Below are 26,731 nucleotides of genomic sequence, written 5' to 3'. Positions count from 1 at the left end.
AAAACATCTAAATCTGTTGAAAAAGAAAACCGTCCCAAAATGACTTTTGAGACGGCCTCTTTTTTTATAACAAGTCTTCCTTTTTGCTTAAGGAATAGGCAATGCATTACCTGCATAGTCATTTGGATTAGCAAATGGGATTAATGCATTAAACTTTGCATTGATAGCTTCAATGAATTTGTTAGCAATAAATGCATTTCCTCTGGAATTGGGGTGCACCCCATCCAGTGAGAAGCCTCCAAATGGAGGAGTAACGGATGCATTTAATGTACTGCCGTTGATTACAGTTCCATTTTCTGCTAAATCTTCTAGAATAGAATGAATATCAATTAATACAAGTCTATCGCTATTAGCTGTTACAGTGTTTGCAATAGTCTGGTTAAATACTGCAGTTCGAGACTGTATAACGCTTAGCTCAGCAGGAGTTAATAAATATTGATCTCCCATGGCTACACCTACTCCATAAACAGAGGTAGGATCATTTGGATCTTGCAGTGTACCTAATACAGATCCTGCTGTTAGGGGAACAAGGTCAGTACTTTCTGCATGCCTATAGTTAGGAAGTACTACTGACCCAGGAGGGAAACCGTAGGCTGCGGAGATATCCGCAGTTGTAAGTTCATCATCCTCAACGATAAAGCCATTTTGACCTTCTACAAACTCTACTAGCCTTCTGTCGTGTTCAGCCTGATCAATTTCTCCTAGGGCTAAAGCTGCTGCTAAACCATCGTTGTAATCCTGATATGAGCTATTGGCAAAAGCGGCTGTAGCAGCATCCAATGGTATAGCATTCCAAGGCACTAGTTTGAAAAAAGGAACAGATAAAACATTAGGAATATTTGCAACTGCACCTTTTGCACTGGTGTTAGCCTGAAGCAAAGAGCCTAGAGCACCATTAAATCTGGTTTCAAAATCTCCTTCACTGGTTAATATAGCTTCATTGGCAGCACCTCCAATAGCATAACCTAATACGTCGTTGCTACCTAACCAGAATAATAGGAAGGTGGCTCCGTCAGCAAAAGCTGTTGTAGCATCTCCAATTATTGTTGATGTTCCAGGATTAGATGCTATTCTTGCATAATAAGGATTAAATGCAGGGTTTGCTGGATCTGCAGGAGCTCCTGCTAAAGGTGTTAATGCTGTAGCCAGTGTAATGCCTGGTACGCCAAAATTATTTAATGCTCCTTTATCTCCACCGTAAGGTGCCAGAGCATTTGGATCTCCAGGCACAGTTGGACTTGGAGTCGGATCTTCTAATCCTTTAAGCACTAAACGACCAGCAGTACAACCCTCAGAAGGGTTGTAGCACCCTACGGTTGACCCTGTCATTGGGGTATTAAATGTTCCTCCACCAACAAGTTGCATTTGCGTAGATAAAATAGCAGCATATGAGGTGCTTTGACCTGCATCATAAAGTGCGCCATTCATGAAGCCAGCAGTAAGTGAATTTCCTACTGCTACTACTTTTGAGAAATCTGCGGTTCCTGAGTTAGGCTCAACCTGTTCTGGTGCGTCATAGGTACAAGACCATAGGAGCGCAACAGACAGACTTAACCCGATATATTTTTTGAAGTTTTTCATAATCGTCAAATTATTGTCTTTCATTAATTCATCAACTGGTCAAAAGTGATAGATACGTAGTATATAGCACCTATTGTTGGTCCTCCATAGTTAAGCACATAACGTTCATTAGTAATATTAGATCCTCCTAATTTTACAGATGACTTAATGTTTGAAAGTTTGTAGCTTACTTGAGCATCCATGGTGCCTATTGAAGGAACTGTACCTCTGGCAAATGAACTTTCCCAAAGGAATTCGTTCTGCCACCTGTAAGTCACGTTGAAGCCTAGTTTGTCGGTCAACTTTCTGTTGCTTAACGAAACATTGAACTTATGCTCAGGAGTGTTGAACTCACTTAAAAAACCTTCACTCAACTCATCTTTAAGTTTATTCCAGTTATAATTACCACCAATTTTATATCCTTTTCCAAGGCTATATTCAGCACCAAAAGCAACACCATGTGCAGTTACTGTCTCATCCACATTGGTATACGTTTGGAAGGTGTTTTCCTGACCAGGAGTTGAGATAGGAGTAAGGAGAGTTTGAGCGTTTCTAATGTTTTGCTCCGTAACAGTTGTAGCGTCAAGATCGATAAAACCTGCTGCTTTTCTCAGCCTCACCTGCGCAATAAAGTCATTGTAGGTATTGTGATAGTAAGCAAAGTCAAGCAAAAGCTTTTTACCTAACAAACTTTTGTAACCAATCTCGATAGACCTTACTTCTTCAGGTTTCACAGGTTCGTAAGTATCAGCCCTCTCTAATAAAGCCAGGTTAGCAGGATTACCTAAGGCAGCTGCTCCAGAGGGGTCGGCAGCAACTGCTGCAACAAAAGCCTCAACTGAACGAGCGGTGAAGGCATTCTCATAAATATTATAAGCTTGTGCATATTGAGGCAAACCTCCTATTAATCTGGCAGAAACTACGTTCAAGTCAATATGTTGACCTTGAGTTGTTGGGTTCCTGAAACCTGTTTGGTATGATACACGAATGTTATTGTTATCGGCAACGGTAAGTACACCAGATATTCTAGGGTTAATCTGGGCATCAAAGTTTTCGTTTTTATCATAACGGGCCGATCCTGTTAATTTCAGTTTATCATTCAAAAGCCTTTTTGAAAGCTGCACAAAAGCACCTACTTCCTGAATGGTAATGTCATTACCTGAAGAGTCCGCAAATACAGTTCCGTTAGATTGCAGATCGTAAAGCTTGTAACTGGCACCTACCTGTACCCCCATGAAATCAATTTGATTTTTGAAGTCATACTGACCTTCAACATGGTACATGTTAGTAGCATCATCAAAAAGTGATCCTGTAGGAATAACTTCGTTTTCTGCTTGTTTTTTTGCTGCTTTGAAAGCATCAGTTCCTGGCTCTAATCTTCCAACATCTGCAAATCCTCTGGCAAACATGTGGGCAGCCATTTGCTGAGCAGTAGTAGGAGAACCTGGAGTTGCACCTTGCTGCGCAAGAGATGTCAGGTATGCTGATGTATATTCACCATACCACTGAGTATTACTCTTCCAGCTGTCATTAATTAATACACCGGTTAAATCAGCAATATAAGAATCTCCTGAATTTTCACGGGTGGTATAACCTCTAACGAAGAAATTATCACCTTTTAATTCTAATTTATGTTGGGCAACACTAAAATTTTTCAAAGAATATCTTTGAGCACCTGTATAGACTGTTGTTCCATAACCATAGTTGAAACTATAAAGGATTTCCATGCGGTCGGTAAGTCTATAATGAAGGCTGGTATTAACCTTCATATTTTCAGCACCATAATCAACAAGGTACCTTTCTGCGTAAGGAGTACGGGTTACTACCTGGTTAGGTATATCACCAGCATTGTAGTAAGTTTCTAATGGAGTACCTGCTATGCTACTTTGAAATGTAGAGGATAGACCAACGAGTGCAATATTGTTAGCTACTTCGTCACCAAAGGCATGTACTTGGTCTCTTCCGGGGTTAAAGTCAAATCCACTTGGTTGTCTAGTACTTGCCTGATCAGACAGGTTAGTGCCATACCAGTCTTCGGCTTGGCTGTACGAGAAGTTAACTTTAAAAGCAAATTTATTATTAAAGGCCTTTGCGTAACGAACGGAAACTTCGTGCATTGGCTGAGCACTTCCCGGACCTATTTCGCCTTCTCCTTCACTATCAAGGTCTGAATCGCCAAGGTGGTTAACACTAGCCTTATACATAGCACTTAATCCTTGGTAATCAAATGGGCTTTTGGAGTTTACTAAAAGAATACCGTTAAAAGCATTAGGGCCATAAAGCGCTGAAGATGCACCTGGGATAAATTCTATGCTTTCAACATCCAATTCAGAAGGACCATTTAGGTTACCTATTGGGAAATTTAGAGCAGGGGCCTGAGTATCCATACCATCAGTTAACTGAACAAAACGAGTATTACCTGTTGAGTTAAACCCACGTGCATTGACAATTTGAAAGTTTATACTACTCGTAGTTACGTCAACCCCTTTTAGGTTTCCTATACCTTTATAATAAGAGTCAGCAGCAGTATTTTGAATGGCTAGTACATCCATTTTTTCTATAGAAACGGGTGACTCTAAAATACTTTCCTCTACTCTGGAGGCTGATATTACGACTTCCTGACCTAACAGAGATGCTTCTATCATTGCAACATCTAGGGTTGTGTTTGCCTCTGTTATTTCAATCTCCTGAGTATCAAATCCAATAAATGAGTACACCAAAGTAAGTGGAGGAGGACTACTGACAGTGAGTTCATAGCTTCCATTTCCATTTGTTATTGTACCGATAACTTTACCTTTTACCACAATATTAACGCCTGCAAGGGGTTCACCTGTGCCAGAATCTGTCACTTTACCAGAAATTGTGGTTTTTTCCTGGGCAAATGCAAAACAGACACACCCTACTAAAAATAGGGATAACAGCGTTGCTTTCGTAAAAATTTTCTTCATAGTTTTAAGTTGATTAGGACAAATAAAATTCTGTATATGTCATATGCTTTGATAGAATTATTAAAAATATGCACAATGTACGAGATTTTATTTTAAATATTAAGCATGCATACCTTTTTTTCGAAATCGGTTGCAAAGAGCTGATAAGTGGTTATTGGCCGCCCTCAGATTCTTTTCTTAAATATTCAGCCAGTTTTTCGCAAAGGTCATTCATTTGATTGGCCATAAATTCATCTCCTGTGCTGTTGAGTATGGTTTGGGCCATACCTCCAAGACAGTCGACATAAAATCTTTTCATTTGATCTACGGGCATTTCCTTGGTCCACAGATCAATGCGCATGGTGTTCATTTGCTCATGGTCCCAAAGAGAAACGGTTATTGATTTTGTTTCTGAAAGGTTCCCATCAGGTTTTTCTGTTGCATTCCAGGTTATCTTTTCCGGAATATTGTCGTTGTCTAATTCTACTGTAAAATTTATTTCTGACTTTTTCATTTAAATTCTTGTTTTCTGGTTACTGTCCATGGTTAGGTTGTGGTTTAATCGTAACCGGAGTCATTCTATATGGGAGTCTGAGTGGGGTGGTAAATTGGTATATCAGGTATTGGCTACAATTTACCATCCCGCTCCGCCATATGATGATTATAAACTATGGATTTAGATTACCATCTCAGGAATATCGCCCTCCACGATTAGCTTGCCTTCTGTTGCTTCTTTGATTTCTTCCACTGATACACTAGGGGCTCTTTCTAGCAGTTTAAACCCACCTTCAGGCATTACTTTTAGTACTGCAAGGTCAGTAACGATTTTTTTAACACACTTTATGCCTGTAATAGGGAGTGTACATTCTTTTAACAGCTTTGATTCGCCGGATCGACTTTTGTGTTGCATTGCTACAATGATATTCTCTGCAGAGGCTACAAGGTCCATTGCACCTCCCATACCCTTTACCATTTTGCCGGGTATTTTCCAATTGGCAATGTCACCGTTTTCAGAAACTTCCATAGCTCCGAGTATGGTCAGGTGAACATGTCCGCCCCGGATCATGGCAAAACTCTCCGAAGAGTTGAATAAAGATGAACCAGGCAACATGGTGACCGTTTGTTTACCTGCATTGATTAGGTCTGCATCCACCTGTTCTTCATGAGGAAACCTGCCGATACCTAGTAAGCCATTTTCTGACTGGAGTACTACTTCTATATCATCAGGAATATAGTTGGCTACCAAGGTGGGGATACCAATACCTAGGTTTATATATGATCCATCTTTAACTTCCTGAGCTATTCTTTTTGCTATTCCTATTTTATCTAGTGCCATTGTTTTGAGTTTAATTTCCGGGAGTTACAGTTCTTTGTTCAATTCGTTTTTCATAATCTTTGCCTTCAAAGATTCGTTGAACATAAATACCTGGTGTATGGATGTGATTTGGGTCCAACTCACCGGTGGGTACAAGTTCTTCCACTTCTGCAATGGTAATTTTTCCGGCTGCTGCCATCATGGGGTTGAAGTTTCGGGCAGTCCCTTTAAAGATAAGATTGCCTGCAGTATCTCCTTTCCAGGCCTTTACTAAGGCAAAATCAGCTTTCAACCATTCTTCCATCAGGTATTTTTTGCCATGAAACTCCCTTACTTCCTTACCTTCTGCTACCTCCGTACCGTATCCGGCAGGGGTAAAGAATGCAGGGATTCCGGCACCACCTGCTCTTATACGTTCAGCAAGTGTGCCCTGCGGTAACAGGTCAACTTCTAATTCTCCTGCGAGTAATTGTCTTTCAAACTCAGCGTTTTCGCCCACGTATGAGGATATCATCTTTTTTACCTGTCGGGTTTTTAACATCAGGCCAATTCCGAAATCATCTACACCGGCATTGTTAGAAATGCATGTCAGGCCTTTTACTCCTGTTTTTAATAACGCACTAATGCAATTTTCAGGGATACCACACAAGCCAAAGCCTCCTAGCATAAGCACGGCATTATCTTTAATGTCTTTAACGGCTTCGTCGGCGCCGCTCACAACTTTATTAATCATAACCTGGGGTTTTAATTATGAACTAAAATTTACTCATTTAATATTTTAATTGCCAAAGATTTGTCCGAGGCCAGTTGTTTCTTTAGCTCTTCTACGTCACTAAATTTAATTTCATCTCTTATTCGTCTAATGAAATCGATACATATAGTCTCACCATAAATATCCTCATTAAAGTTGAAAAGATGAGCTTCAATCGTTCGGGTTTTTCCATTTACGGTTGGCCTGTAACCAATATTTAACATTCCTTGATAAATTTGATCTCTATGATGCACTTTTACTGCATATGATCCGTCAGCAGGAATGAGTTTATGTTGCGAGTCTACTTCGATGTTGGCTGTAGGGAATCCAAGAATCCTTCCGATTTTTTCTCCTTTGATCACGCGTCCGCTGATACTGTATGGACGACCCAATAGTTCTGTGCTTGTAGCTGCATCACCCTCAAGGAGGGCCGTTCTGATTTTTGTTGAACTTACGCCAACATTATCTATATCCTGTCTTGATATTTCTTCAACGTCAAAACCATAAATGGAAGAGTTTTCCTTCAAGTGTTCAAAACTTCCTTCGCGATTTTTTCCAAAACGGTGGTCATACCCTATAACAAGTTTTTTGGTACCTATTGTATTTACAAGGATATTTTTGATAAACTCTTCGGATGTTAGCTTAGAAAACTCTTTGGTAAAGGGTATCCTGAGTAGATGGTCTATACCCTGTTTACGGAGAAGATCCGCTTTTTCTTCAAAAGTGTTTAGTAGTTTAAGGTCAGTTTGTTCGGGGTACAGGACAAACCTGGGGTGAGGCCAAAAGGTGATGAGCACAGTTTCTCCATTATTTTTTCTAGCAATTTCTTTTAAACGGCTAAGAATTTTTTGGTGGCCTACATGTACACCATCAAAAGTTCCACTTGTTACAACAGCGTAATCCAAGCGTTTAAAATCTTCTATGCCGTGATAGATTTTCATGTTTTGTTGGTCAACTCTTCAATAGTTTTGGCTTCTTCAACCCTATACTCTCCGATTCTCGTGCGTCTGAGTTCGGACATGTAAGCTCCAACACCGAGAGCAACACCAAAATCTCTTACCAGGCTTCTGATGTATGTTCCTTTGGAGCAGGTCACTCTAAATGATATTTCAGGAAAATTGATATCCGTAATCTCAAAAAGTGATATTTCAACCTCACGGGATTTTAGCTTAACTTCTTCGCCTTTTCGCGCACTTTCGTAGGCTCTTTTACCTTTGACTTTTATTGCTGAATAGGCAGGAGGAGTTTGACTAATAATGCCTGAGAATTGGCTAGTTAATTCATAGACCATCTCATTTTTAAGGTGGCTAATGTCAGTTTCACTGTCAATTTCTGTTTCCAGGTCAAAGGAAGGAGTTGTTTTTCCAACAACCATTTTACCTGTATATTCTTTTTCCTGAGCCTGGTAAGTTTCAATTTGCTTGGTCATTTTGCCTGTACACAAGATCAATAGTCCTGTGGCTAGTGGGTCCAGTGTACCTGCATGACCTATTTTTTTTGTTTTCAAAGCATAGCGCAATTTCTTCACCACATCAAAAGATGTCCATTCTAAAGGCTTGTCAACTAAGATTACGCTTCCTTCTGGTTGTTGAGATGTCATTAGAAAAGTTGTGCTATTAGTACTGCCGATGCAATGATAAAGCAATATATGGCGAAATAGATTAATTTTCCTCTTCTTACAATAGCTATCATCCATTGACAGGCCAGTAATCCTGCAATAAAAGATGCTATAAAACCAGCTGCCAATGTTAGACCGGAAATATTACCGGATGCTATTTCTGGCGCTTTGGCGAACTCAAGTGTTTTTAATAAGGCTGCACCAAGAATGGGGGGGAGTACCATCAAAAATGAAAACCTTGTGGCTTTATTTTTTTCAACGCCCAAATATAGGGCTGTAGCAATGGTAGTTCCTGATCTTGAGATTCCTGGCAGAATGGCAATGGTTTGGGCAATTCCGATAATGATAGCTTTGGTAAAAGTTACTTTGTTATCCTGATCTTTGGTGTAATAGGTAATCGTCAGGAGAATTCCTGTAATCAGTAACATGCAGGCTACAAAGACAATATTACCACCGAAAAGGGCTTCTATTTTATCTTCAAACAAAACACCTACAACGCCTACAGGGATCATACTTAACACAATTTTACTAGCAAACTGTGTCGATTCATTCCATTGAAGTTTGAACAGGTCCCTGATGATCTCCCAAATGGTCTGTCTGAAAACCACAATTGTACTTAGAGCAGTAGCGGCATGAACAATGATGGAAAATAACAGATTGTCACTACTTTGAACATGAAGAAAGTAGGAACCGATTTCTATATGCCCACTACTGCTGACAGGTAGAAATTCTGTCAATCCCTGGATTATGCCAAGGATTATTGCCTCAAAAAGACTCATTTATTTTTCTTTTGGGTGATGGAGAAGGGCTAATACTTCAATGATAAATCCTACAAAAACAATGAATGGCCCCAGCGTAAGACCAAGAAAGCCAAACCCAAAAGGTTCAGAATCCAGGCTCATGATTACAAAACCAAGTACCAACACTGCGAGGCCGGCGAGCATCATTATATAATTCCTTTTTCCAAAGGGCATATTATTGTTCTTATTCATATGTCTAGTATAATTCGTCTAATGACAATTTAAGATATTTATTTATGGCTCTGAAGGTGCTGCTAAAGCCTATAAATACACCTAATACTAACAATAAAGCAAATAGAATTAGTATTTTGTCAGCATCCTGAAGAGTTTCCAGGTCTTGAATTTTTCTGTTTGCAAAATTCATTAACGCATATAACCCTGCGGATGCCAATATTCCGGCTAGAGCACCATGCATTGAGGCTCTGAATAAAAAGGGTTTTTGTATAAATGATGCTTTTGCTCCTACCAGTTGCATGCTTCTTATCAGGAACCTTTGAGAAAACAGAGCTAGTTTAATTGTGTTGTTAATAAGTATAACCACGGCAATTAATAGTATAACAGCAAACCCCAAAAGGAAGACGCTAATTTTTGTCATATTATCATTGATAGAGTCTACCAAGCTTTCTACATAAACAACCTCAAAGACACCATTAATTTTTTCTATTTCGGCTTTAATATTTTTCAGTTTGTTGCTGTCATGAAACTCAGGAGTAATTCGCAACACATAGGCGTCCCTCAATGGGTTTTCACCTAAAAAATTGGTGAAATCTTCGCCTGTTTCTTCTATAAATTTTTTTGCTGCTTCTTCTTTGGAAACGTAGCTTATTTGCACTTCATCATTCTTTTCCACAGCATAATCTTTTGATGACAGTGTTTTTTGAATCTGTATTCGTTGGTTGTCTGTTATGCCTTTGTCCAGATAAACTTGAATTTCAATGTTTTCCCGAATAAGCTGGGTGAGTTTCGTGGTGTGCAGAAGGAGCATCCCAAAAAGTCCAATAACAAATAGGGCTAGCGTAATGCTGAAAATTACACTTAAATAAGGGTAGCTTCCGAGTTTTTTCTTCTTTCTACTTACAGATTCTTTTTCCACGTGGCTTTAAGTTCAGCCAAATTTAGCAATTGTTCATTAAGTTTTAAACCTTAATTACGAAAATAAAGTGGAAGTTGCTGGTAGCAGTTTTTTGTAGATTAATTTTCTGTTTTCTTAATGCTTGGCTAATTATTTAGTGTAATGGGTAGGGAAAGCTAACTGGCTGAGAATAGCACATAAAATCCATGTACTCACTGCGAACTTTAGAGCCATAACTGTAAGTCTTAAGAAATGAAAAGCCCCTGGTTTGAAAGGCGGTATCAAAACAGGGGCTTTAACACAAAAGTTATAAACTAACCTTTAACCTTCTTCTCTTGCCTTCTCCAACTTTTCTACGAGTGAAGATTCTTTGACAGGCTCTAGAGGTACTATTTTTACTTGATTAGTTCTCAAAGGATAAAATTTGCCTTTGTAATAAAGGAATAAAGTTTTTGAACCTTTACTATTTATCTCTAATATCTCATAAAGACCTTTGTCAAAAGAACCATACAGGTGAAGTTTGCCACTTTTGAACTTGTAGTGGAACGAGAAGTTTTTATGAGTATTGTCTATTTCAACATCTAAAGTTGTGTAGTCTTCATCTGACTTGGTGATAAGGTTACCACCAGGAGCCTCAAGACTGTCATTCAGGTCTTCCTGGGTATCAAATGTGGGAACAGGGTCCGGTTTGTTGATCTCAGGTTTAGTCACTGTTGAGTTATCCGTGCTGCTCTCTGTTTCGTCCTTAACTACTTTTTCAGAAGTCTGGTTGGTTTTAGCCACTGTTTCCTTTTTATTCTCAGCTATGAGAGGTTTTTCCTCTTCATCTGTTGTTTCTGATTCCTGGGCTTGTGTATCCTCAATAGGATTAGTTACAGTTACATCAGTTTTAGGGGTGGTTTCAATGGCAATGTTTTCTTCAGGCCAAAAGTAGTAGATTCCCAATGCTACCATCCCAATAACGGCAGCGGAGGATAAAATTTTACCTATGGTGCTACCGGTTCCGCCACCAACGGGTACTTTATCCAACATAGCTTTTAGTTCGGCGGCACGTTCTTTTTTGAGTGCATCTACAATATCCCTCTGGAACTCAAACTCCTTGTTCAGCTCAGGCTCTTGCTGTAGACGCTTTTCAAAAGCTTGCTTTTCAGCAGCTGTCATTTCGTTGCCGAAATAAGCATCAATTAATTCTAAATTGCTCATACTCATTTAGTCAAGAAAGTCGCTCTCTGAATACAGAGATTTGACTAAGTCATCAAGTTTCTTTTTACACTTATATTTTTTTGTTTTGGCGGTGTTCGTATTTGCAAAACCTAACTTATCGGCTATGTCCTGCATTGATAAACCGTCAAAGTAATAATACATTAGCACTTTTTTACACGTATCACCTAATTCATTGATACACCTGTGTATAATTTTGGCGCGTTCCTTTGAGTCAATGTCGGTGTATTCAACACCATCTTTTTCTTCATGTGATAAACGCTTTTTTCTATCTAGTTCTTTTCTCCACAGGTTTTGGCAGATACTGTAAAGATAAGTACTGATCTTAGATGTAAGGACCAAGTTGCCACTGGTGGCCTTTTGCCAAAATACAACTAAAGCGTCTTGATAAATATCTTTTGCTTCCTGCTCTGTTCCGCTATTGGAGATAACCAGCTTGGTCATCATCCGATAATATTTCTTATATAGATATTCTAAACTCTTCTCGTCGCCCTGGCATATTTTTTCAAAAATTTCCTTGTCCTTCATTTGAGCTCTGCTGTTTTATACAAGTATTATATTGTAGGTAACCCTCACCGTCAGACGGATACAGAAAATATTCGCTTAAACGACGATTGGCTGGATAATTTAAGGAAAAATGTCTCTATTCAGTTTTTTCCCAAGTTTGGGTTCGGTATAAAAAACCCCAATATCCACGAACTTTTAATTTATTGTTTTCCAACCATAGCTTACATTTATATATTCTTCCTTCGTCAGGTTTTAGTACAGTACCTTCAACATATTCTTCTCCATCTTTTTTTAGGTCTTTGATGATCTCCATGCCAATTATTTTTTCCTTATATCTGGGATCATCCTCCGGACAATCATCACAAATAGGATCCGGATCTTCTCCGGAATCCCGGAACAGCCTGACAATTTTCCCGTAGTATTTTCCTTCTTTCTCGTATATCTTGACAACCGATTTTGCCTCTCCGGTTTCATCATCAATGGTTGTCCATTTTCCTGTTATGCTGTTGTTGTCTTGTGCAAAAACACACACTGGCATTAGCAACCAGATCCATATATAGTATTTCATAGTATATTAATTCAAATAAGTTGTTAAATCAAATATATTCAATTGAATGAAAACAAAAAAAGCTCCGTTTTTTACGGAGCTTTTTTATTCTATAAAAAGTTGAGCTTATTGTTCCTGAACTTCTTCAGTTTCAACTTTAAATTCTTCCTCTGTTGTGGTCTCTGCAACAGGCTCCACGTCTGTTTCTGTGGCTGTAACGGTTGTAGTTACTTCTTTACCCTCTTCAACAGTAGTTAATATTTCTGTTTTGACATTTTCTGCCTGAGTATGCTCGATATTGCTGTATACCTCTCCTAGGATAGGAGCAATAACAAGACCTACAAGGCAAGTAAGTTTAATAAGAATGTTCATTGAAGGTCCTGAAGTGTCTTTAAAAGGGTCACCAACTGTATCTCCTGTAACAGCAGCTTTGTGGGCATCAGAACCTTTGTAAGTCATTTCCCCGTCTATCTCAACACCAGCTTCGAATGATTTTTTAGCGTTATCCCATGCACCTCCAGCATTGTTTTGGAAAATAGCCCAAAGTACACCTGAAACAGCAACACCAGCCATGTAACTTCCCAGAGCTTCAGGTCCCATGATGAAACCTACAAGTATTGGCGTAATGATAGTGATAGCACCAGGTAACATCATTTCTCTAAGTGCGGCTTTGGTTGAAATGTCAACACATTTCCCATACTCAGGTTTGCCTGTTCCTTCCATGATACCAGGTATTTCTTTAAACTGTCTTCTTACCTCTTTTACCATTTCCATTGCAGCTTTACCTACAGAGTTCATGGCTAGGGCGGAAAATACAACAGGTATCATTCCTCCTATAAACAAGGCAGCCAATACATCAGCTTTGAAGATGTTAATCCCATCTATACCTGTAAAGGTTACATATGCAGCAAAAAGAGCAAGTGCTGTCAATGCCGCCGAAGCAATAGCAAACCCTTTACCTATAGCAGCAGTAGTATTACCTACTGAATCGAGGATGTCAGTTTTCTCTCTTACATCTTTAGGAAGTTCACTCATTTCAGCGATACCACCGGCGTTATCAGCAATAGGACCGAAGGCATCAATAGCCAACTGCATGGCTGTAGTAGCCATCATAGCTGAAGCAGCAATTGCTACACCATAGAAACCAGCAAATTCATAAGCTCCCCAGATGGCACCAGCGAATAGCAGAATAGGAGCAAAGGTAGATATCATACCTGTAGCTAGACCGGCAATAATATTGGTAGCAGCTCCGGTGGCTGATTTTTGAACGATGTCAATGACCGGTTTTTTACCTAGTCCGGTATAATATTCTGTAAAGTAAGAGATCAATCCTCCTACAGCCAGACCAATAAGTACAGCGTAGAATACATCTAAAGAAGTGACATCAATCAAGCCTTGGCCGAAGAAGTTCATTTGCATTGTTGCAGGAAGCATCCAGTCAATAATGAAGAAAGCAGCGACACCGGTAAGTATGATAGAACCCCAGTTTCCTCTGTTGAGCGCTCCCTGCACCTGTGGCTCTTTTGCGTTATTATCGCTGATGTTAATGAAGAAAGTTCCAATAATAGAAAAAACTATACCAAGACCAGCAATGACCAAAGGAAGGAGGATAGGGCCTATGCCTCCGAATTCGTCAGTGATGGAGCCTCCCATGTCACGGATTACATAGTTACCTAACACCATAGAAGCTAAAACGGTAGCTACATATGAGCCAAAAAGGTCAGCACCCATACCGGCAACATCACCCACGTTATCACCCACGTTATCAGCAATTGTAGCGGGGTTTCTAGGATCGTCTTCAGGGATACCAGCCTCTACTTTACCTACAAGGTCAGCTCCAACGTCAGCGGCTTTGGTATAAATACCTCCACCAACACGGGCAAAAAGTGCAATTGATTCAGCACCCAAAGAAAACCCTGCAAGCGCTTCCAATACGATAGTCATATCATGAACTCCATTGGCTGTCCACTGCCCGCCCATGAACCAGGTAAAAAGAATAGTAAACAACAAACTAAGGCCAAATACAGCAAGGCCTGCTACTCCCAGCCCCATTACGGTTCCGCCGGTAAAAGATACTTTAAGTGCCTGTGGAAGGCTTGTTCTTGCGGCCTGAGTTGTTCTTACGTTGGCAGCAGTAGCTATACGCATACCAATGTTTCCTGCAAGGGCAGAGAAGAAAGCCCCTATAACAAAGGCTATGATAATAAACCAGTGAGTTGTGGCAACTAATGATGAAATAACACCTAGAAGTATACCTGCAACTATTACGAAAATGGTTAATACTTTGTATTCGGCGTTTAAGAATGCCAATGCTCCTTCTCTAATGTGGTTGGCAAGAACTTGCATTTTTTCATCTCCGGCATCCTGTTTTTTAACCCAGGAGGATTTTACTGCCATAACAATGAGCCCTAAAAGCCCAAGCAGTGGAACTACGTAAATGACGTTATTCATTTTTAATTAATATGGTTTAGTTTAATTATTATTCGCTTTAAAATTAAAAAGGGCGAAAAGCCCCTTATTAAAAACCTGCGCAAAGATAGAAGAACATATATTATTTAAAAATAAAATAATTAAAACATGATATAGGTAAGATTATAGAAACATCTTTTGTAGCGCTGTCCATAATAGCTTTTTTTGAGAGGGATCACTCGCAATAGTTGCCAATGCGGAACAGATTAATACTTGCTTGTTATTCCCTATATCCATGATTTGGTAGGGGGGGAAGTTACCTTTGAGTAACTTGCTGTCGTCTATACCAAACATAAGGTATCTGGTGGCGCTAAAGTCTAATAAAAGCTCTTTGTTCAACTCACTATTATTGGAAAAGTTGATAATGGCAATGTCGTTGATATCTAGCTTGATAGCTCCCATTATCTTGCTCAAAAAAGACTCGTCAGCAGCGTTGATAAACTCTTCTCCGGGCTGGTCTACGATTACTAATATTTGCTTCTTGTTGCTTCCTTTAAATGTCACTTCCTTAGCCTTTTTCTTGGTGGCTTCTTGCGACTGATATATTGCAGGAGCCTCTTCTACGATGGCTTCAGCTTTTTCCTCCCTGGACCCGGTAATAGAGGCAACTAATTCTTCTCCAGGGATTACAAATACAGGTTCGGTAATAAAATGTTTAAGAAAACTATTGTCACCCATTACTCTCTTCAAATTTGAATATTGATTTCAACTCAACGGCCTCTTCAGGCTTCATTCTTCCCGCAAGCACTAGTCTCAACTGTCTTCTTCTTAGTGCGCCTGCATATAGGTCTTTCTCTTCATCAGTTTCAGGTACGGCTTCAGGTACATCAATAGGCTTACCAGACTGATCCACGGCAACAAAAGTAAAAAAGGCACTATTGCTATCAAATTTTTTGTTCCCAGGAATGTCTTCAGCTTCTACCTGGATATGGACCTCCATGGATGAATTGAATGATCGTGTAACCTTGGCCTTCAATGTGACCACATTCCCGAGTTGGATGGGTTTGCCAAATGATACGTTGTCTACTGAAGCTGTTACTACAATTCGGTTGGAGTGTTTCTGAGCAGCAATGGCAGAAACAATATCCATCCAGTGCATGAGTTTTCCTCCCATGAGGTTATTCAGTGTATTGGTGTCGTTGGGTAACACAAATTCAGTCATAGTTACGAACGACTCTCTTACGAATTTTTGTTTTTTGGACATATCTGGATGTTTGTAGATAAATTAGAAGTTAGAAACAGTACATTAGGTTTTGGAATGAGAGGTTGGTCGAATTTCCACTCTTAGCCTTCCTATTTTTCATTTTTCAAATCACCGTCCCCAACCTTCTTCACCTTTCAAAGGTACAAAGCTGAAGAAATCAAACTCCTCTTTTTTTATCTTTTTCTCATCTATTCGGGTGATCCTTAGCATCTTTTGTCTTTCGTTGTTCCCAACGGGAATGATTAATATACCATTGATATTTAACTGTCGTATCAGGCTGTCAGGCACTGAAGGTGCTCCTGCAGTTACTATGATTCTGTCAAATGGTGCATGCCTTGGGAGACCCTTGGATCCATCTCCTTGAAAAAAATGAGGCCTATAGCCCATTTTTGGCAGGAATTTCCGTGTTCTTTCATAAAGGATCTTGTTATACTCTATGGTATACACGTTAGCACCCATCTCGAGAAGTACGCAAGCCTGATAGCCGCTTCCGGTGCCTATTTCCAGCACTTTGGAACCTTCTTTTACACTAAGTTTTTCTGATTGAAATGCTACGGTATAGGGTTGAGAAATGGTCTGTCCTTCGCCAATAGGAAATGCTTTATCCTGATAGGCATGTTCCAGTAATGCATTGTCAAAAAAGAAATGCCTTGGTACCTTTCCTATCGCAGCCAATACTGCTTCGTCAGTAATTCCTTTTCCCCTGAGTATTTTGAGTAGGGAGCGTCTCATGCCTCGGTGTTTGTAGCTGTCTTCCATATTTAATAATTACAAGCGTGAAGTTATAAAAGAATTTTGCCACATAGAATTATCATGAGAAAGATGGAATAAAAAAAATGCCAGGTATTTTAAGCTAATAATTTTAGTAATTAACTTGTTTTGTATTTTTTAACTTTTTATGTTTACTAAAAAAATTAGTAAACGCGGGATATGGTACGAGATTATAAATTGAAGCTGTACAGTAAAAAGCTAAAATCAGGAAGGTGTCAGATCAAGTTTTATGTAACTTCTTCTACTCAACCACACCTGTATGGTTATATGTTAGCGAAATCCGGTTCAACATTGCGTGAAGTAGTGCGCACTATTGAACATGAAGTAAGATATATTGAGCAGGGGGATAGTTATTATCATTCTCATTTATATAATTTAGCAGCCAGTCATAAACGCAAAGACCCTATTTTAATATTTAATAATTGAATCCGATATGAGTCTTATCAGTGAAAACATTAAATACCTGAGGAAAAAGATAGGTTTAACTCAGGAGCAGTTTGCTGAAAGAATAGATATAAAAAGATCGCTGGTTGGTGCATATGAGGAGGGAAGAGCTGATCCCAGAATTAGTAATCTCATACGAATGGCCGAAGTATTTGGTACCTCTGTAGACATTCTTATCAATAAAGATGTAAGCCGACTTTCAGAAGAAGAGCTTAATGTAAGCAAATTTAAAAGAGGGAAGGAGGTGTTGGCTATCACAGTAGATGAGCATCAACGAGAAAACATTGAGCTTGTTCCTCAAAAGGCTGCAGCAGGCTACCTTAATGGCTATGCAGACCCGGAATATATTCAGGAGCTTCCAAAGTTTAAGCTCCCCATTTTACCTTCCAATGCAACTTATCGAGCTTTTGAAATTTCAGGTGATTCCATGCTTCCAATTTTGCCAGGTACTATTATCATAGGTGAGTACATAGATGATGTAAGGGATATTAAGAATGGTAAAACTTATATTCTTGTTACAAAATCTGAAGGCATTGTTTATAAGAGAGTTTTTAATTATATAGATGACAACGGAAAGTTGTTTTTGGTCTCCGATAATCGGCAGTACTCTCCTTATCAGATAGGTATAGAAGACGTATTAGAGGTGTGGGCAAGCAAAGCGTATATCAGTGTCCAGTTTCCAGACGCTGATGATAGCAAAGAAGTATCGACTGAGCAGTTGGCTTCAATAGTGCTCGATTTACAAAAGGAGATTATCAGGTTAAAAGAAAATAAGAAATGAAATAGCAACTTTTGCAATGCTATACTGTCTTTTTTGTTATGCCATTCGTCGGTTGAAGACCTGTCTTATTTTGGCCAAAACGCTGATTCAAAACAAAATATCGTTAATGCTTGTTTCTTTGGTCAAGTAAGTTTGAATTAATGGGCAAAATAATTGAAATTTGACAACAACTAAAATCAATTAAATTCATGGACAGTATATTAAAGAAATGTTTATTGCTTGCCTTATTGTCTGGCGTCAGCTTTTTGGCAAAAGCTCAAGGGTTTGGGCCAAACCCTGGTATGAAGCAACTTAACTTTGGTTTGGGTGCTTCTGTATATGGGGTTCCGGTATATGTTGGTATGGACTTTGGGGTTTCAGATAAAATCACCATAGGACCAAGAATTAGTTATCGAGGCTATAGCGAGAGATATGGTATATACGGTAAAATCAGATATTCAGTAACAAATATTAGCTTTAGAGGCGACTATCACTTTGGAGGGCATATCAGTGGTTTGCCATCTGAGCTTGATCTGTATGGAGGACTTTCTGCGGGTTATACTATATGGAGTGATAATTATAGTGGTCCTTATGCTGATTTAATAGATATAGAGTCCTCAAGAGCATTTTTAGCAGCACAAGCAGGGGCTAGATGGTATTTTCACCCTAATTGGGCCGCCAATGCGGAGTTTTCTGGTAGTTATTTAGCAGGCTTGGAAGTAGGCCTTTCCTATAAATTCTAATTAGACAAAAGATGCAATAATAAGAGCAAAACGCTCCATCTCAAGCGAGATGGAGCGTTTTTTATTGGTGAAATACCACTATTACTACTAGCTAGGTTATTGTCTGGCTACAGTAGTTTTTTTATTGTTTCTCTTCTATTAACCTTTCCTGTCGGTGTTTCGGTAAATTGAGGTACTAATGTAATGTCTTTAGGCACCTCATATCTGCTTAATTTCGCTTGAAGTAGGGAAAGTATTTTCTCCTTGTCATTATTTAGGTTATCGGGAGACTCCATGACCAGATACACTTTGTGGCCAAGTTTTTCATCCGGTATACCAGTGACAAAGAACCTATTGGAGAGCCCGAGCTCATCGAGAATCTGAGCCACTGCTTTCTCCACTTTTTCACTTTGCACCTTGACTCCTCCGCTATTGATGATGTTATCAGCCCGCCCAAGCCACTCGAAGTGGTGATCACTTATCAGCTCAACGCGATCATTTGTTGTTAATGTCTCGTGATTGGTAAGGGCTGACTGGATAGTGAGACAGCCTCTATCGTCAAGAGCAAGTTTTACTTCTTTAAAAGCAGTAAATGTTGCAGACCTTTCAGGGCCGTTAAGCCTTTTGAGGGCAACATGAGAGACCGTTTCCGTCATACCATAGGTGGCGTAAATAGGGGTAGATACTTGTTGGAGCTTTCTCTCCAAAACTGGACTTACTGGTGCTCCACCGACGATAATTGCGCTCATTTTGTTGAGGAGCATCTTGGTTTTTTCGTTGTTGAGCATTTCTTCGAGTTGCAAAGGTACTACAGCGGCAAAGTCTGGCACCTTGTCCAGGTTCGTTAGTGGGTTAGAGGATGGAGCAATTGCTATAATGTTCATATGATTGATCATGGCGCGCACTAGCATCATTTTTCCTGCAATGTACTCAGTGTCCAGGCATACAAGGGCTGTTTGTCCAGAGTTGATTTTTAGTGCATCAATAGTTAATCGGGCACTGATTTCCATTTGCAGCCTGGAGATGTTTATTTTTTTTGGTTTGCCGGTTGAACCAGAAGTATGGATGTTGAACTCCTTCACTTCGGATAACCATTGCTGTATAAAATCAATAGTGCTTTTTTCAAATGGAGTTGACGGTTTGAACTGGTGAAGTTTAGCCCAGTGAACCAACTGGCCGTTGATCTGAAGTAAAGATTTCATTTTTAAAGTACCTTCAAATAGTGCTGCTGTCTGTTAATGACCAAATCTTTGTCCTGTTGTTTAGTGAATTTCTGTTTTCCAACTGTTGACATACTATTTGGGGTTCAATATCAGTTCGATCCGAGCTTCTATATCCTTCAGGTGATAGGTCGTTATTTTATCGGTAATTGCCGATCTTCTGATCCTACTTTTTAATTCTGTTAGTTTAGCTCTGGTCAGGGACCTGATGTCAGATTGATTCACATTTACATCAATGCGGTTCATGTATTTTCTCCAACGCTTAGGCAATGGACGTTGTTCTTCTGTCATTAAATATTCAAGACGTTCCACATAAGCTTTCTGGAGAGTTCTTCTGTAAACATTAATAGCCTGGTTCCTTTTTAGCTCGGACCATAGGCCATTTTGCAGGTCATCCATCATATTAATGGCTGTATAGGTGTTTTTTCCAAGAAATGCTTCAGCTTCAATTAGTCTTTGAATAGTTTCGAAACTTAGCAAGTCATTCAGATGTCTTACCTGTAGACTGCGAACTCTTTCAATAGCTCCTGCATGTTCGATCCGTCTTAAAATATCTTGTCTGATAAGCCAATCCGGAGTTGAAAAGGCTTCAGAGAGCAGGAAGTTCATGGCTTTTTGTTGATCCTTTTTAGGAACAATTTGATAAACTACACCTGGCTGATCGTGTGTTTTAAGGGTTTCAATCACACCACCAATATTGGAAGTTACATGCCCTATATACCTTCCCCAAACACTTATAAGCTCTCCATATAACTCTTCCAGTTCACCATAGTTTTCGTTTTCATCAGTGGTCCAGGCTATTAGATTTGGAGCTACAATTTTTAAGTTAGCAAGCCCATACTTGCTGGCTTTAACAGGGTCGGCCCCTATGCCCTCTGTTTGTGAGGTAGGGTCATAATCTCCATATCCGCTGCCAAACTGGTATGTTGGATCACCCGACTTTTCCTTTATCCATTGTTTTAAGGTAGCTTTTTCCTGTGTGGCAGTGTGTGCACCGGGTATTACCCTGTAACCCCAGTTTATGGCATAATGGTCATATGGGCCGAGCTGACGAATAAACCTAATGTTTCTGTCTCCGGGTTGGGCAACATAATTATATCGGGCATAATCCATAATAGTGGCAGCGATACCATACTTTTGGGTAAATTTCCCTGATCTAAGGGAGTCGGTAGGGTAGGCTGCACTCGCTTTCATGTTGTGCGGTAAGCCTAAGGCATGGCCCACTTCATGGGCAATTACCATTCTCATCATTTCACCAATATCTTCTTCAGGAGTGTCTAGTGTACGGGCTTTTGGGTTGGCTGCGCCTGTTTCCAACAGATATCTGTTTCTATATGATCGTAGGTGATTATGGTACCAGATGATGTCACTTTCTATAATTTCACCAGAACGGGGATCTGATACGCTCGGGCCGATGGCATTTCTTGTGGTGCTTGCTACATAGCGAACTATAGAGTAACGTACATCCTCAGGGCTGAAATCGGGGTCCTCGAGAGGAGAAGGAGGGTCTTTTGCAATAATGGCATTTTTAAACCCAGCTGTTTCGAAGGCTTTTTGCCAATCTTCAATTCCCATTTTAAAGTATTTCCTCCATTTCATTGGGGTCGCCGGATCGAGGTAATACACAATAGGCTTTACAGGTTCTACTAACTCCCCGCGTGCATAGGCCTCCAGGTCTTTGGGTTCCAGCCTCCATCTTCTTATAAAACTCTTGGAATCAGCTTTGAGAGCCTCCGATCCGTAGTCGATCTGGCTAACAGTAAACCAGCCTACACGTTCATCGTATAACCGTCCCATCATAGGTTTTTTAGGCAGTAAAATCATGGACTGGTTCATGATCATGCTGATTGTGCCGGTTTTCGTGTAAGAGGGAGGCTCGTCAGCAACATATGTCATTTCATGTTTTACTTCAATGTTGAGAGGGAAACTTTTAGCACTTTCAATGAATGATCTTTCAGCGTCCAGTTTTTTAATTTTATACTCTTTGCGCATTTCTGAATTAAGAGCACTAAGGCTGGGGATGTCTGAAGTGAAGAGGTCGGTGGCATCAATAACTACAGAGGTTGAGTCAGGGGAAAAAGCCTTTATCTTAAAGCTTTTGAGTGTAGGAGCATAATTGTTTGATTCAACAGATAAATAAATAGGGAGAGAATCACTGGCAATAGCATTGTAGGATATTGATTTTAAAAGAATGTTGTTATGCTTTTTATACCATCGTACTATCATCTCGCCGGTTTTTGAGCCGGCGTTGATGTATCCACCTTGAAAGTTTGGGGCTATTTTGGATATTCTGCTAACGAGCAGCATATCTCTTCCTAAAAGAGAGTCAGGTATTTCATAATATACCTTATCATCATTTTGATGTAATAGAAAAAGCCCTTCGTCAGAGATTGTATTGTTAGTAACAATCTTATCATAGGGCCTTGTTTCTTTCTTTTCTTCTTTTCCTTCGCTTGAACGGGTTTTTGAAATCTGCCTGGTGGATTGGCAGCCTATTAACTGGGCTATAGCAAATACAATGAATAGAATTCTTTTCATGCTCTAAACTACAAAATTAACAGGCTGCCTTATATTAAAACTGTTCCAATGGCAACATAGTTTTGTTAAGGGAATTTAGGGTATTTCTTGAAGTCAGGGTCACGTTTTTCCAGGAATGCGTTTTTCCCTTCCTGAGCTTCTTCCATCAGATAGAACATCAAAGTGGCGTCTCCTGCAAATTCCATCAGTCCTCTTTGTCCGTCAAGCTCAGCATTAAGACCTCTTTTGATCATCCTTAAAGCCATAGGGCTTCTCTGCATCATGATCTTACACCATTCAACAGTTTCATCTTCTAAGCTTTCTAAAGGAACCACTTTGTTTACCATACCCATGGTCTCTGCTTCTGCTGCTGTATACTGTTTGCAAAGGAACCAAATCTCTCTTGCTTTTTTCTGCCCAACGTGTCTCGCAAGGTATGATGAACCAAATCCAGCATCAAAGCTGCCAACTTTAGGCCCTGTTTGTCCAAATCTTGCATTTTCAGAGGCTATGGTCAGGTCACATACCACATGCAATACATGCCCTCCGCCGATGGCGTATCCATTAACCATGGCAATTACGGGCTTAGGCAATTCCCTTATGCGTTTGTGAAGGTCAAGCACGTTAAGTCTGGGCACACCATCTTCACCAATATAACCACCACTACCTTTTACATTTTGATCTCCTCCAGAGCAAAATGCCTTGTCCCCTTCTCCCGTAAGCACAACCACGCATATATCCTGTCTTTCACGGCAGATGTCCATGGCCTCAAGCATTTCTATATTGGTTTCGGGACGAAATGCATTATAAACCTCAGGTCTGTTGATAGTGATCTTTGCGATGCCCTCAAAGAACTCAAATTTTATGTCGTTAAATGATTTAATGGTTTCCCATTTTCTATTTTCTGCCATAGTATTTAGTTGTTTTGATCTTTGTCTATTTAATATCTTTAAATGTGTTTTTAAAAGCTTTCAATGTGTTAGCATTTTCTTCACTTAGTGTCTCCAGTTCCAGTATCTTGGGCCTGTCGCTATCTTCATAAAACTCTTTTAGATAATTTGTTAGCTTACTTCTTTTGTTGCAGTGGAGGTATTCAAAACCAAATTCTTCGGCTGTTAATTTGGCTGTAAGTTTTTGGTGGGTTTCAAAGAACTCTTCCAATTCAGGTAGTTTATTGGGACCTTTGATTATTCTGAATATGCCTCCGGCATGGTTATTTACCAGTACCACTCTAAGGTTTTTTATGTCATAGTTATGCCAAAAAGCATTTCTGTCGTAGAAGAAAGCCAAGTCTCCGGTAATAAGTATATTGAGCCTTTCTGAAGAAAGGCAGTGCCCAACTGTGGTGCTATTACTGCCATCGATGCCACTGGTGCCTCTGTTTGCGAATACTTCTACTGTAGGGTTTTCAAGACCGTTGAAGTTAGCATACCTCACGGCCATACTATTAGCCAGGTGAAGGTTTGAATTATCGGGAAGGGCATTAATGACTTCTCGAATAAACTCAAATTCTCCAAATGGCTCGTTCGGGAAAAAGGTTTGTAGTAGCCGTGTTGATTTTCTTTCCTCTATTTGCCATATATGGTAATAATTCTCCTGCTTCTGATTGTCGAAGGTAGGGGGGAGTTCAATTTCAGCTATCTTTTTGAAAAAGGTATCTGGTTCTACTCTTATAACCTTTGTTAGTGATTTGAAGGTGTCTGCCACATATCCGCTAGCCTGGATGTGCCAATGCTCCTGTGGCTGATGATTTCTTAATAACAATTTTACGTTTTTTGAAATTGTAGAATTGCTAAACGTTACTAATAATTCTGGTTGCAAGCTTGCATGTAGGCCGGTTTTATCTTGCCCCAAAAAGAGGTCAGCATGTTTTATCAGGTTTTCAACAGGGTGAAGGTTGGATATAATGTCACCAATAACTGGAATTTTCTGTTCTTTAATAATCCTGTTTATAGGCGTAGTAAGTCTGTTATCAATGTTGCCTTGGCCACCAATAACCAGTATTCTGTTGAATCTTTTCCATTTCTCGATTAAAACCTCCCAGTCTCTGTTACTTAAGTCTTTAATGGAGTTGGTTTCTGTAATGGTTTTTATGTCTTCATCAAACTTAACCTCAGCTTGGCTTGTTGGGTAAAAGGGCTCTCTTAACGGAACATTGACATGAACAGGACCAGCGGGAAACTCTTCAGCAGTGTTTATGGCTTCTGATATCAGGCGCTGCGCGTGCCACTGGGAATCGTTATGGTTCAGGTCCGCAGGGAGGTTAAAGCTCTTTTTTATATGCTTTCCGTATAATTCAGGTTGTCGGATGGTCTGGCCATCTAGTTGATCAATCCATTCAGGAGGTCTGTCTGCAGTGATCACCAACAAGGGGATCCTTTGGAAAAAGGCTTCTGCTACAGCAGGGGCATAGTTGTAAGCCGCTGAACCTGATGTGCAGACCAGCACTGTTGGCTTTTGGAGTTGTTGCGCTATTCCCATCCCGATAAATGCAGCGGACCTTTCATCTGCAATAGTGCGGCAGTTGATTTTTGGGTGTCTTGCAAATGCCAGTGTTATGGGTGCACAACGTGAGCCTGGTGACAGTACGGCCTGGCTTATACCATGCTTACTGCAAATTTCGGCTATATTATAAATTGGTTGGAGGTTCAATTATTTAATGATGTTTAATAGGGTGTTCATTTTAATTTCGGTCTCCTCCCATTCTTTTTCTGGCTGAGAGTCTTCTGTAACTCCGGCACCTGCAAAAACTGTTGCCTTATCCTCTTCAATATGCATACATCTGAGGTTTACGTAAAGCTGGGTACTGTTATCAAAATTGGCTGGCCCTAAATAACCCGCAAAGTATTTTCGGTCATAATGTTCATGTTGAAGAAGAAACTCTCTGGCCGGTGAGAGGGGCATTCCACAAATGGCAGAGGTTGGGTGGAGTAGTTTTAACATAACTTCACCAAGGTCGGTGAAATTAGTAGCAACCATATTTACTTTATATTCTGTTTTAAGATGTAGCAGGTTGCCGGCGATTACAGTTTTTGGGCCAACTTCTTCAAACTCCCTCAGTCGTATTTTCTTAAAGCAGTTAATAATGTACCTGCTTACTAAGGCTTGCTCTTCTATTTCTTTCTGAGTCCAGGCTACGTTAGACAGACTGGTTCCATCTTCATATTTTTGTGTGCCGGCAAGTGCTACGCTTTTGAAAATATTGTCCTTAACACTGATCAGTAACTCTGGAGTTGCACCCATCCATATGCCCGCCTGAGGGACAAATACCAAAGAGATAAAGGCTGAAGGGTATGCTTTGGTTAGTCTTAAAAAGTTGTTGCCAACATTTAGAGGTTTGTCAAAGTGGATTTCTTTTTTTCTTGAAGGGACAACCTTTTGGAACTGACCATTCTGAATAGCTTTTACAGAAGAGTTTACCAGTTGAATAAACTTGTCTTTATCTTCTTTGCTTTCAGATACCCCGATGTCAGAATAAGAAGTTTTGGGAGACTTTTCCTTTTCCAGGAAGGTTAAGAGTTTTTCTGTTTTTGTGCTGACACTGTAGTCAGGCCGAGTTGTTATTTGATGATTTCCAAGGTTGATGTGCAAGTCTGCCTTAACCAGGTAAGTGTCTTCTGAAATATCGAAAGGTGCAAATACAAATCCCGGTGCCTTTGAGTCAAGTGGATCTTGAGTAGGCTGTAACTCTGCCGAAAAATCAACGATCAGTTGAATGTTGTCCTCCCCTGGGGTTCTCCAAACTGCTACTGCACCACCTTCTTGCTTCCCAAAAGCAATGGCATTATTAATAACTTGCTCTATGGGTTGGATCTTTATTTCTTCTGAGATTGTCAAATTTTCTGTTTTTTTTGTTCCAGAACTGCCATTGTTATTCTGCTAACACATACCAGTTCATCCTGTTCATTGGTTATCCTTATTTCCCAAACCTGGGTAGATTTTCCAACGTGTATTGGTATTGTTTTTCCAAAAACATAACCTGATCTAACCCCTTTTAGGTGATTTGCATTGATTTCCAGTCCAACACAAAAGTATTTTGAGGTGTCAATAGAGCAATGTGCCGCTACACTCCCCAAGGTTTCTGCCAATGCGACACTGGCACCGCCATGTAACAGCCCGTAGGGTTGGTGGTGTCTGTTATCAACTGGCATCTTTGCGGTAATGTAGTTCGGGCCAATCTCTGTAAACTCAATACCAAGATGTTCCATCATGGTATTCTTGTTCATTTTATTGATATCCTCAAGGGTTAACTCCGGATTGATCATGCTAATTGGTAAAAAAGGTTATTTTTGCAGGCCAAAAATAC

The 26,731-nt window shown here is 39.9% G+C and carries 25 protein-coding genes; 2 read left to right on the top strand and 23 right to left on the bottom strand.

Translation table 11 applies throughout. The features are described from left to right. Positions 1 to 87: 87 nt before the first annotated feature. From JMN32_RS06445 to JMN32_RS06365, 17 genes are all read right to left on the bottom strand, one after another. The gene (locus tag JMN32_RS06445; protein WP_202855486.1) at positions 88 to 1,581 is read right to left on the bottom strand and encodes a hypothetical protein; all 1,494 of its coding nucleotides are present in this window, start codon (positions 1,579 to 1,581) and stop codon (positions 88 to 90) included. 23 nt (positions 1,582 to 1,604) lie between these two features. After that, entirely contained in the window at positions 1,605 to 4,508 is a 2,904-nt protein-coding gene (locus JMN32_RS06440; protein ID WP_202855485.1) for a TonB-dependent receptor, read from the bottom strand. Positions 4,509 to 4,659: 151 nt separating this feature from the next. Continuing rightward, the gene (gene gldC / locus JMN32_RS06435) at positions 4,660 to 5,001 is read right to left on the bottom strand and encodes a gliding motility protein GldC (protein ID WP_202855484.1); all 342 of its coding nucleotides are present in this window, start codon (positions 4,999 to 5,001) and stop codon (positions 4,660 to 4,662) included. A gap of 162 nt (positions 5,002 to 5,163) precedes the next feature. Further along, a complete protein-coding gene (locus JMN32_RS06430) occupies positions 5,164 to 5,823 on the bottom strand; it encodes a 3-oxoacid CoA-transferase subunit B (RefSeq protein ID WP_202855483.1) in 660 nt (219 codons plus the stop codon). A gap of 10 nt (positions 5,824 to 5,833) precedes the next feature. Next, on the bottom strand, positions 5,834 to 6,535 hold the full coding sequence (locus JMN32_RS06425; protein ID WP_202855482.1) for a CoA transferase subunit A: 702 nt from the start codon (positions 6,533 to 6,535) through the stop codon (positions 5,834 to 5,836). Between the two features lie 29 nt (positions 6,536 to 6,564). Further along, entirely contained in the window at positions 6,565 to 7,494 is a 930-nt protein-coding gene (locus tag JMN32_RS06420; protein WP_202855481.1) for a bifunctional riboflavin kinase/FAD synthetase, read from the bottom strand. Then, positions 7,491 to 8,153 carry a tRNA pseudouridine(55) synthase TruB gene (gene truB, locus JMN32_RS06415; protein WP_202855480.1) on the bottom strand — a complete coding sequence of 221 codons (663 nt, stop codon included), beginning with the start codon at positions 8,151 to 8,153 and terminating at the stop codon, positions 7,491 to 7,493. The genes JMN32_RS06420 and truB overlap by 4 nt, the downstream gene beginning before the upstream one ends. Next, a complete protein-coding gene (locus JMN32_RS06410; protein ID WP_202855479.1) occupies positions 8,153 to 8,950 on the bottom strand; it encodes an undecaprenyl-diphosphate phosphatase in 798 nt (265 codons plus the stop codon). Before JMN32_RS06410 ends, truB begins: the two co-directional genes overlap by 1 nt. Then, the gene (locus JMN32_RS06405) at positions 8,951 to 9,163 is read right to left on the bottom strand and encodes a DUF3098 domain-containing protein (RefSeq protein WP_202855478.1); all 213 of its coding nucleotides are present in this window, start codon (positions 9,161 to 9,163) and stop codon (positions 8,951 to 8,953) included. A 4-nt stretch (positions 9,164 to 9,167) separates the two neighbouring features. Beyond that, the gene (locus tag JMN32_RS06400) at positions 9,168 to 10,064 is read right to left on the bottom strand and encodes a cell division protein FtsX (RefSeq protein ID WP_202855477.1); all 897 of its coding nucleotides are present in this window, start codon (positions 10,062 to 10,064) and stop codon (positions 9,168 to 9,170) included. Between the two features lie 300 nt (positions 10,065 to 10,364). Beyond that, on the bottom strand, positions 10,365 to 11,246 hold the full coding sequence (locus JMN32_RS06395; protein ID WP_202855476.1) for a hypothetical protein: 882 nt from the start codon (positions 11,244 to 11,246) through the stop codon (positions 10,365 to 10,367). A gap of 6 nt (positions 11,247 to 11,252) precedes the next feature. Further along, positions 11,253 to 11,792, bottom strand: a complete 540-nt coding sequence (locus tag JMN32_RS06390; protein WP_202855475.1) for an RNA polymerase sigma factor — start codon at positions 11,790 to 11,792, stop codon at positions 11,253 to 11,255. 115 nt (positions 11,793 to 11,907) lie between these two features. Continuing rightward, complete coding sequence (locus tag JMN32_RS06385) at positions 11,908 to 12,339, bottom strand: DUF2147 domain-containing protein (RefSeq protein ID WP_202855474.1); 432 nt, start codon at positions 12,337 to 12,339, stop codon at positions 11,908 to 11,910. Positions 12,340 to 12,444: 105 nt separating this feature from the next. After that, the gene (locus tag JMN32_RS06380) at positions 12,445 to 14,769 is read right to left on the bottom strand and encodes a sodium-translocating pyrophosphatase (RefSeq protein ID WP_202855473.1); all 2,325 of its coding nucleotides are present in this window, start codon (positions 14,767 to 14,769) and stop codon (positions 12,445 to 12,447) included. A 141-nt stretch (positions 14,770 to 14,910) separates the two neighbouring features. Next, entirely contained in the window at positions 14,911 to 15,465 is a 555-nt protein-coding gene (locus JMN32_RS06375; RefSeq protein WP_202855472.1) for a hypothetical protein, read from the bottom strand. Continuing rightward, positions 15,458 to 15,991, bottom strand: coding sequence for an acyl-CoA thioesterase (locus JMN32_RS06370; RefSeq protein WP_202855471.1), 534 nt, complete (start codon positions 15,989 to 15,991; stop codon positions 15,458 to 15,460). The genes JMN32_RS06375 and JMN32_RS06370 overlap by 8 nt, the downstream gene beginning before the upstream one ends. A gap of 108 nt (positions 15,992 to 16,099) precedes the next feature. Beyond that, positions 16,100 to 16,750, bottom strand: coding sequence for a protein-L-isoaspartate(D-aspartate) O-methyltransferase (locus tag JMN32_RS06365; RefSeq protein ID WP_202855470.1), 651 nt, complete (start codon positions 16,748 to 16,750; stop codon positions 16,100 to 16,102). A 445-nt stretch (positions 16,751 to 17,195) separates the two neighbouring features. Here JMN32_RS06365 and JMN32_RS06360 point away from each other — a divergent pair, with 445 nt between their 5' ends. Together JMN32_RS06360 and JMN32_RS06355 are read left to right on the top strand one after the other, a co-directional pair. Further along, entirely contained in the window at positions 17,196 to 17,987 is a 792-nt protein-coding gene (locus tag JMN32_RS06360; RefSeq protein WP_202855469.1) for an XRE family transcriptional regulator, read from the top strand. A 188-nt stretch (positions 17,988 to 18,175) separates the two neighbouring features. Continuing rightward, on the top strand, positions 18,176 to 18,709 hold the full coding sequence (locus JMN32_RS06355; protein ID WP_202855468.1) for an outer membrane beta-barrel protein: 534 nt from the start codon (positions 18,176 to 18,178) through the stop codon (positions 18,707 to 18,709). Positions 18,710 to 18,816: 107 nt separating this feature from the next. Here JMN32_RS06355 and JMN32_RS06350 read toward each other — a convergent pair whose 3' ends face one another. The 6 genes from JMN32_RS06350 to JMN32_RS06325 form a co-directional block, all read right to left on the bottom strand. After that, positions 18,817 to 19,890, bottom strand: coding sequence for an AMP-binding protein (locus JMN32_RS06350; RefSeq protein WP_202855467.1), 1,074 nt, complete (start codon positions 19,888 to 19,890; stop codon positions 18,817 to 18,819). 93 nt (positions 19,891 to 19,983) lie between these two features. Further along, positions 19,984 to 22,446 carry a zinc-dependent metalloprotease gene (locus JMN32_RS06345; protein WP_202855466.1) on the bottom strand — a complete coding sequence of 821 codons (2,463 nt, stop codon included), beginning with the start codon at positions 22,444 to 22,446 and terminating at the stop codon, positions 19,984 to 19,986. Between the two features lie 65 nt (positions 22,447 to 22,511). Continuing rightward, positions 22,512 to 23,336 carry a 1,4-dihydroxy-2-naphthoyl-CoA synthase gene (gene menB, locus JMN32_RS06340; RefSeq protein WP_202855465.1) on the bottom strand — a complete coding sequence of 275 codons (825 nt, stop codon included), beginning with the start codon at positions 23,334 to 23,336 and terminating at the stop codon, positions 22,512 to 22,514. A 25-nt stretch (positions 23,337 to 23,361) separates the two neighbouring features. Continuing rightward, positions 23,362 to 25,077, bottom strand: a complete 1,716-nt coding sequence (gene menD, locus JMN32_RS06335) for a 2-succinyl-5-enolpyruvyl-6-hydroxy-3-cyclohexene-1-carboxylic-acid synthase (RefSeq protein ID WP_202855464.1) — start codon at positions 25,075 to 25,077, stop codon at positions 23,362 to 23,364. After that, a complete protein-coding gene (locus JMN32_RS06330; protein WP_202855463.1) occupies positions 25,078 to 26,262 on the bottom strand; it encodes an isochorismate synthase in 1,185 nt (394 codons plus the stop codon). Then, positions 26,259 to 26,690, bottom strand: coding sequence for a hotdog fold thioesterase (locus JMN32_RS06325; RefSeq protein ID WP_202855462.1), 432 nt, complete (start codon positions 26,688 to 26,690; stop codon positions 26,259 to 26,261). Before JMN32_RS06325 ends, JMN32_RS06330 begins: the two co-directional genes overlap by 4 nt. Positions 26,691 to 26,731: the final 41 nt, after the last annotated feature.

Origin of the sequence: Fulvivirga marina (genome assembly GCF_016775155.1) — a bacterium.
GTDB classification, from domain to species: Bacteria; Bacteroidota; Bacteroidia; order Cytophagales; family Cyclobacteriaceae; genus Fulvivirga; species Fulvivirga marina.
This window is presented reverse-complemented; position numbering and strand designations above follow the sequence as displayed.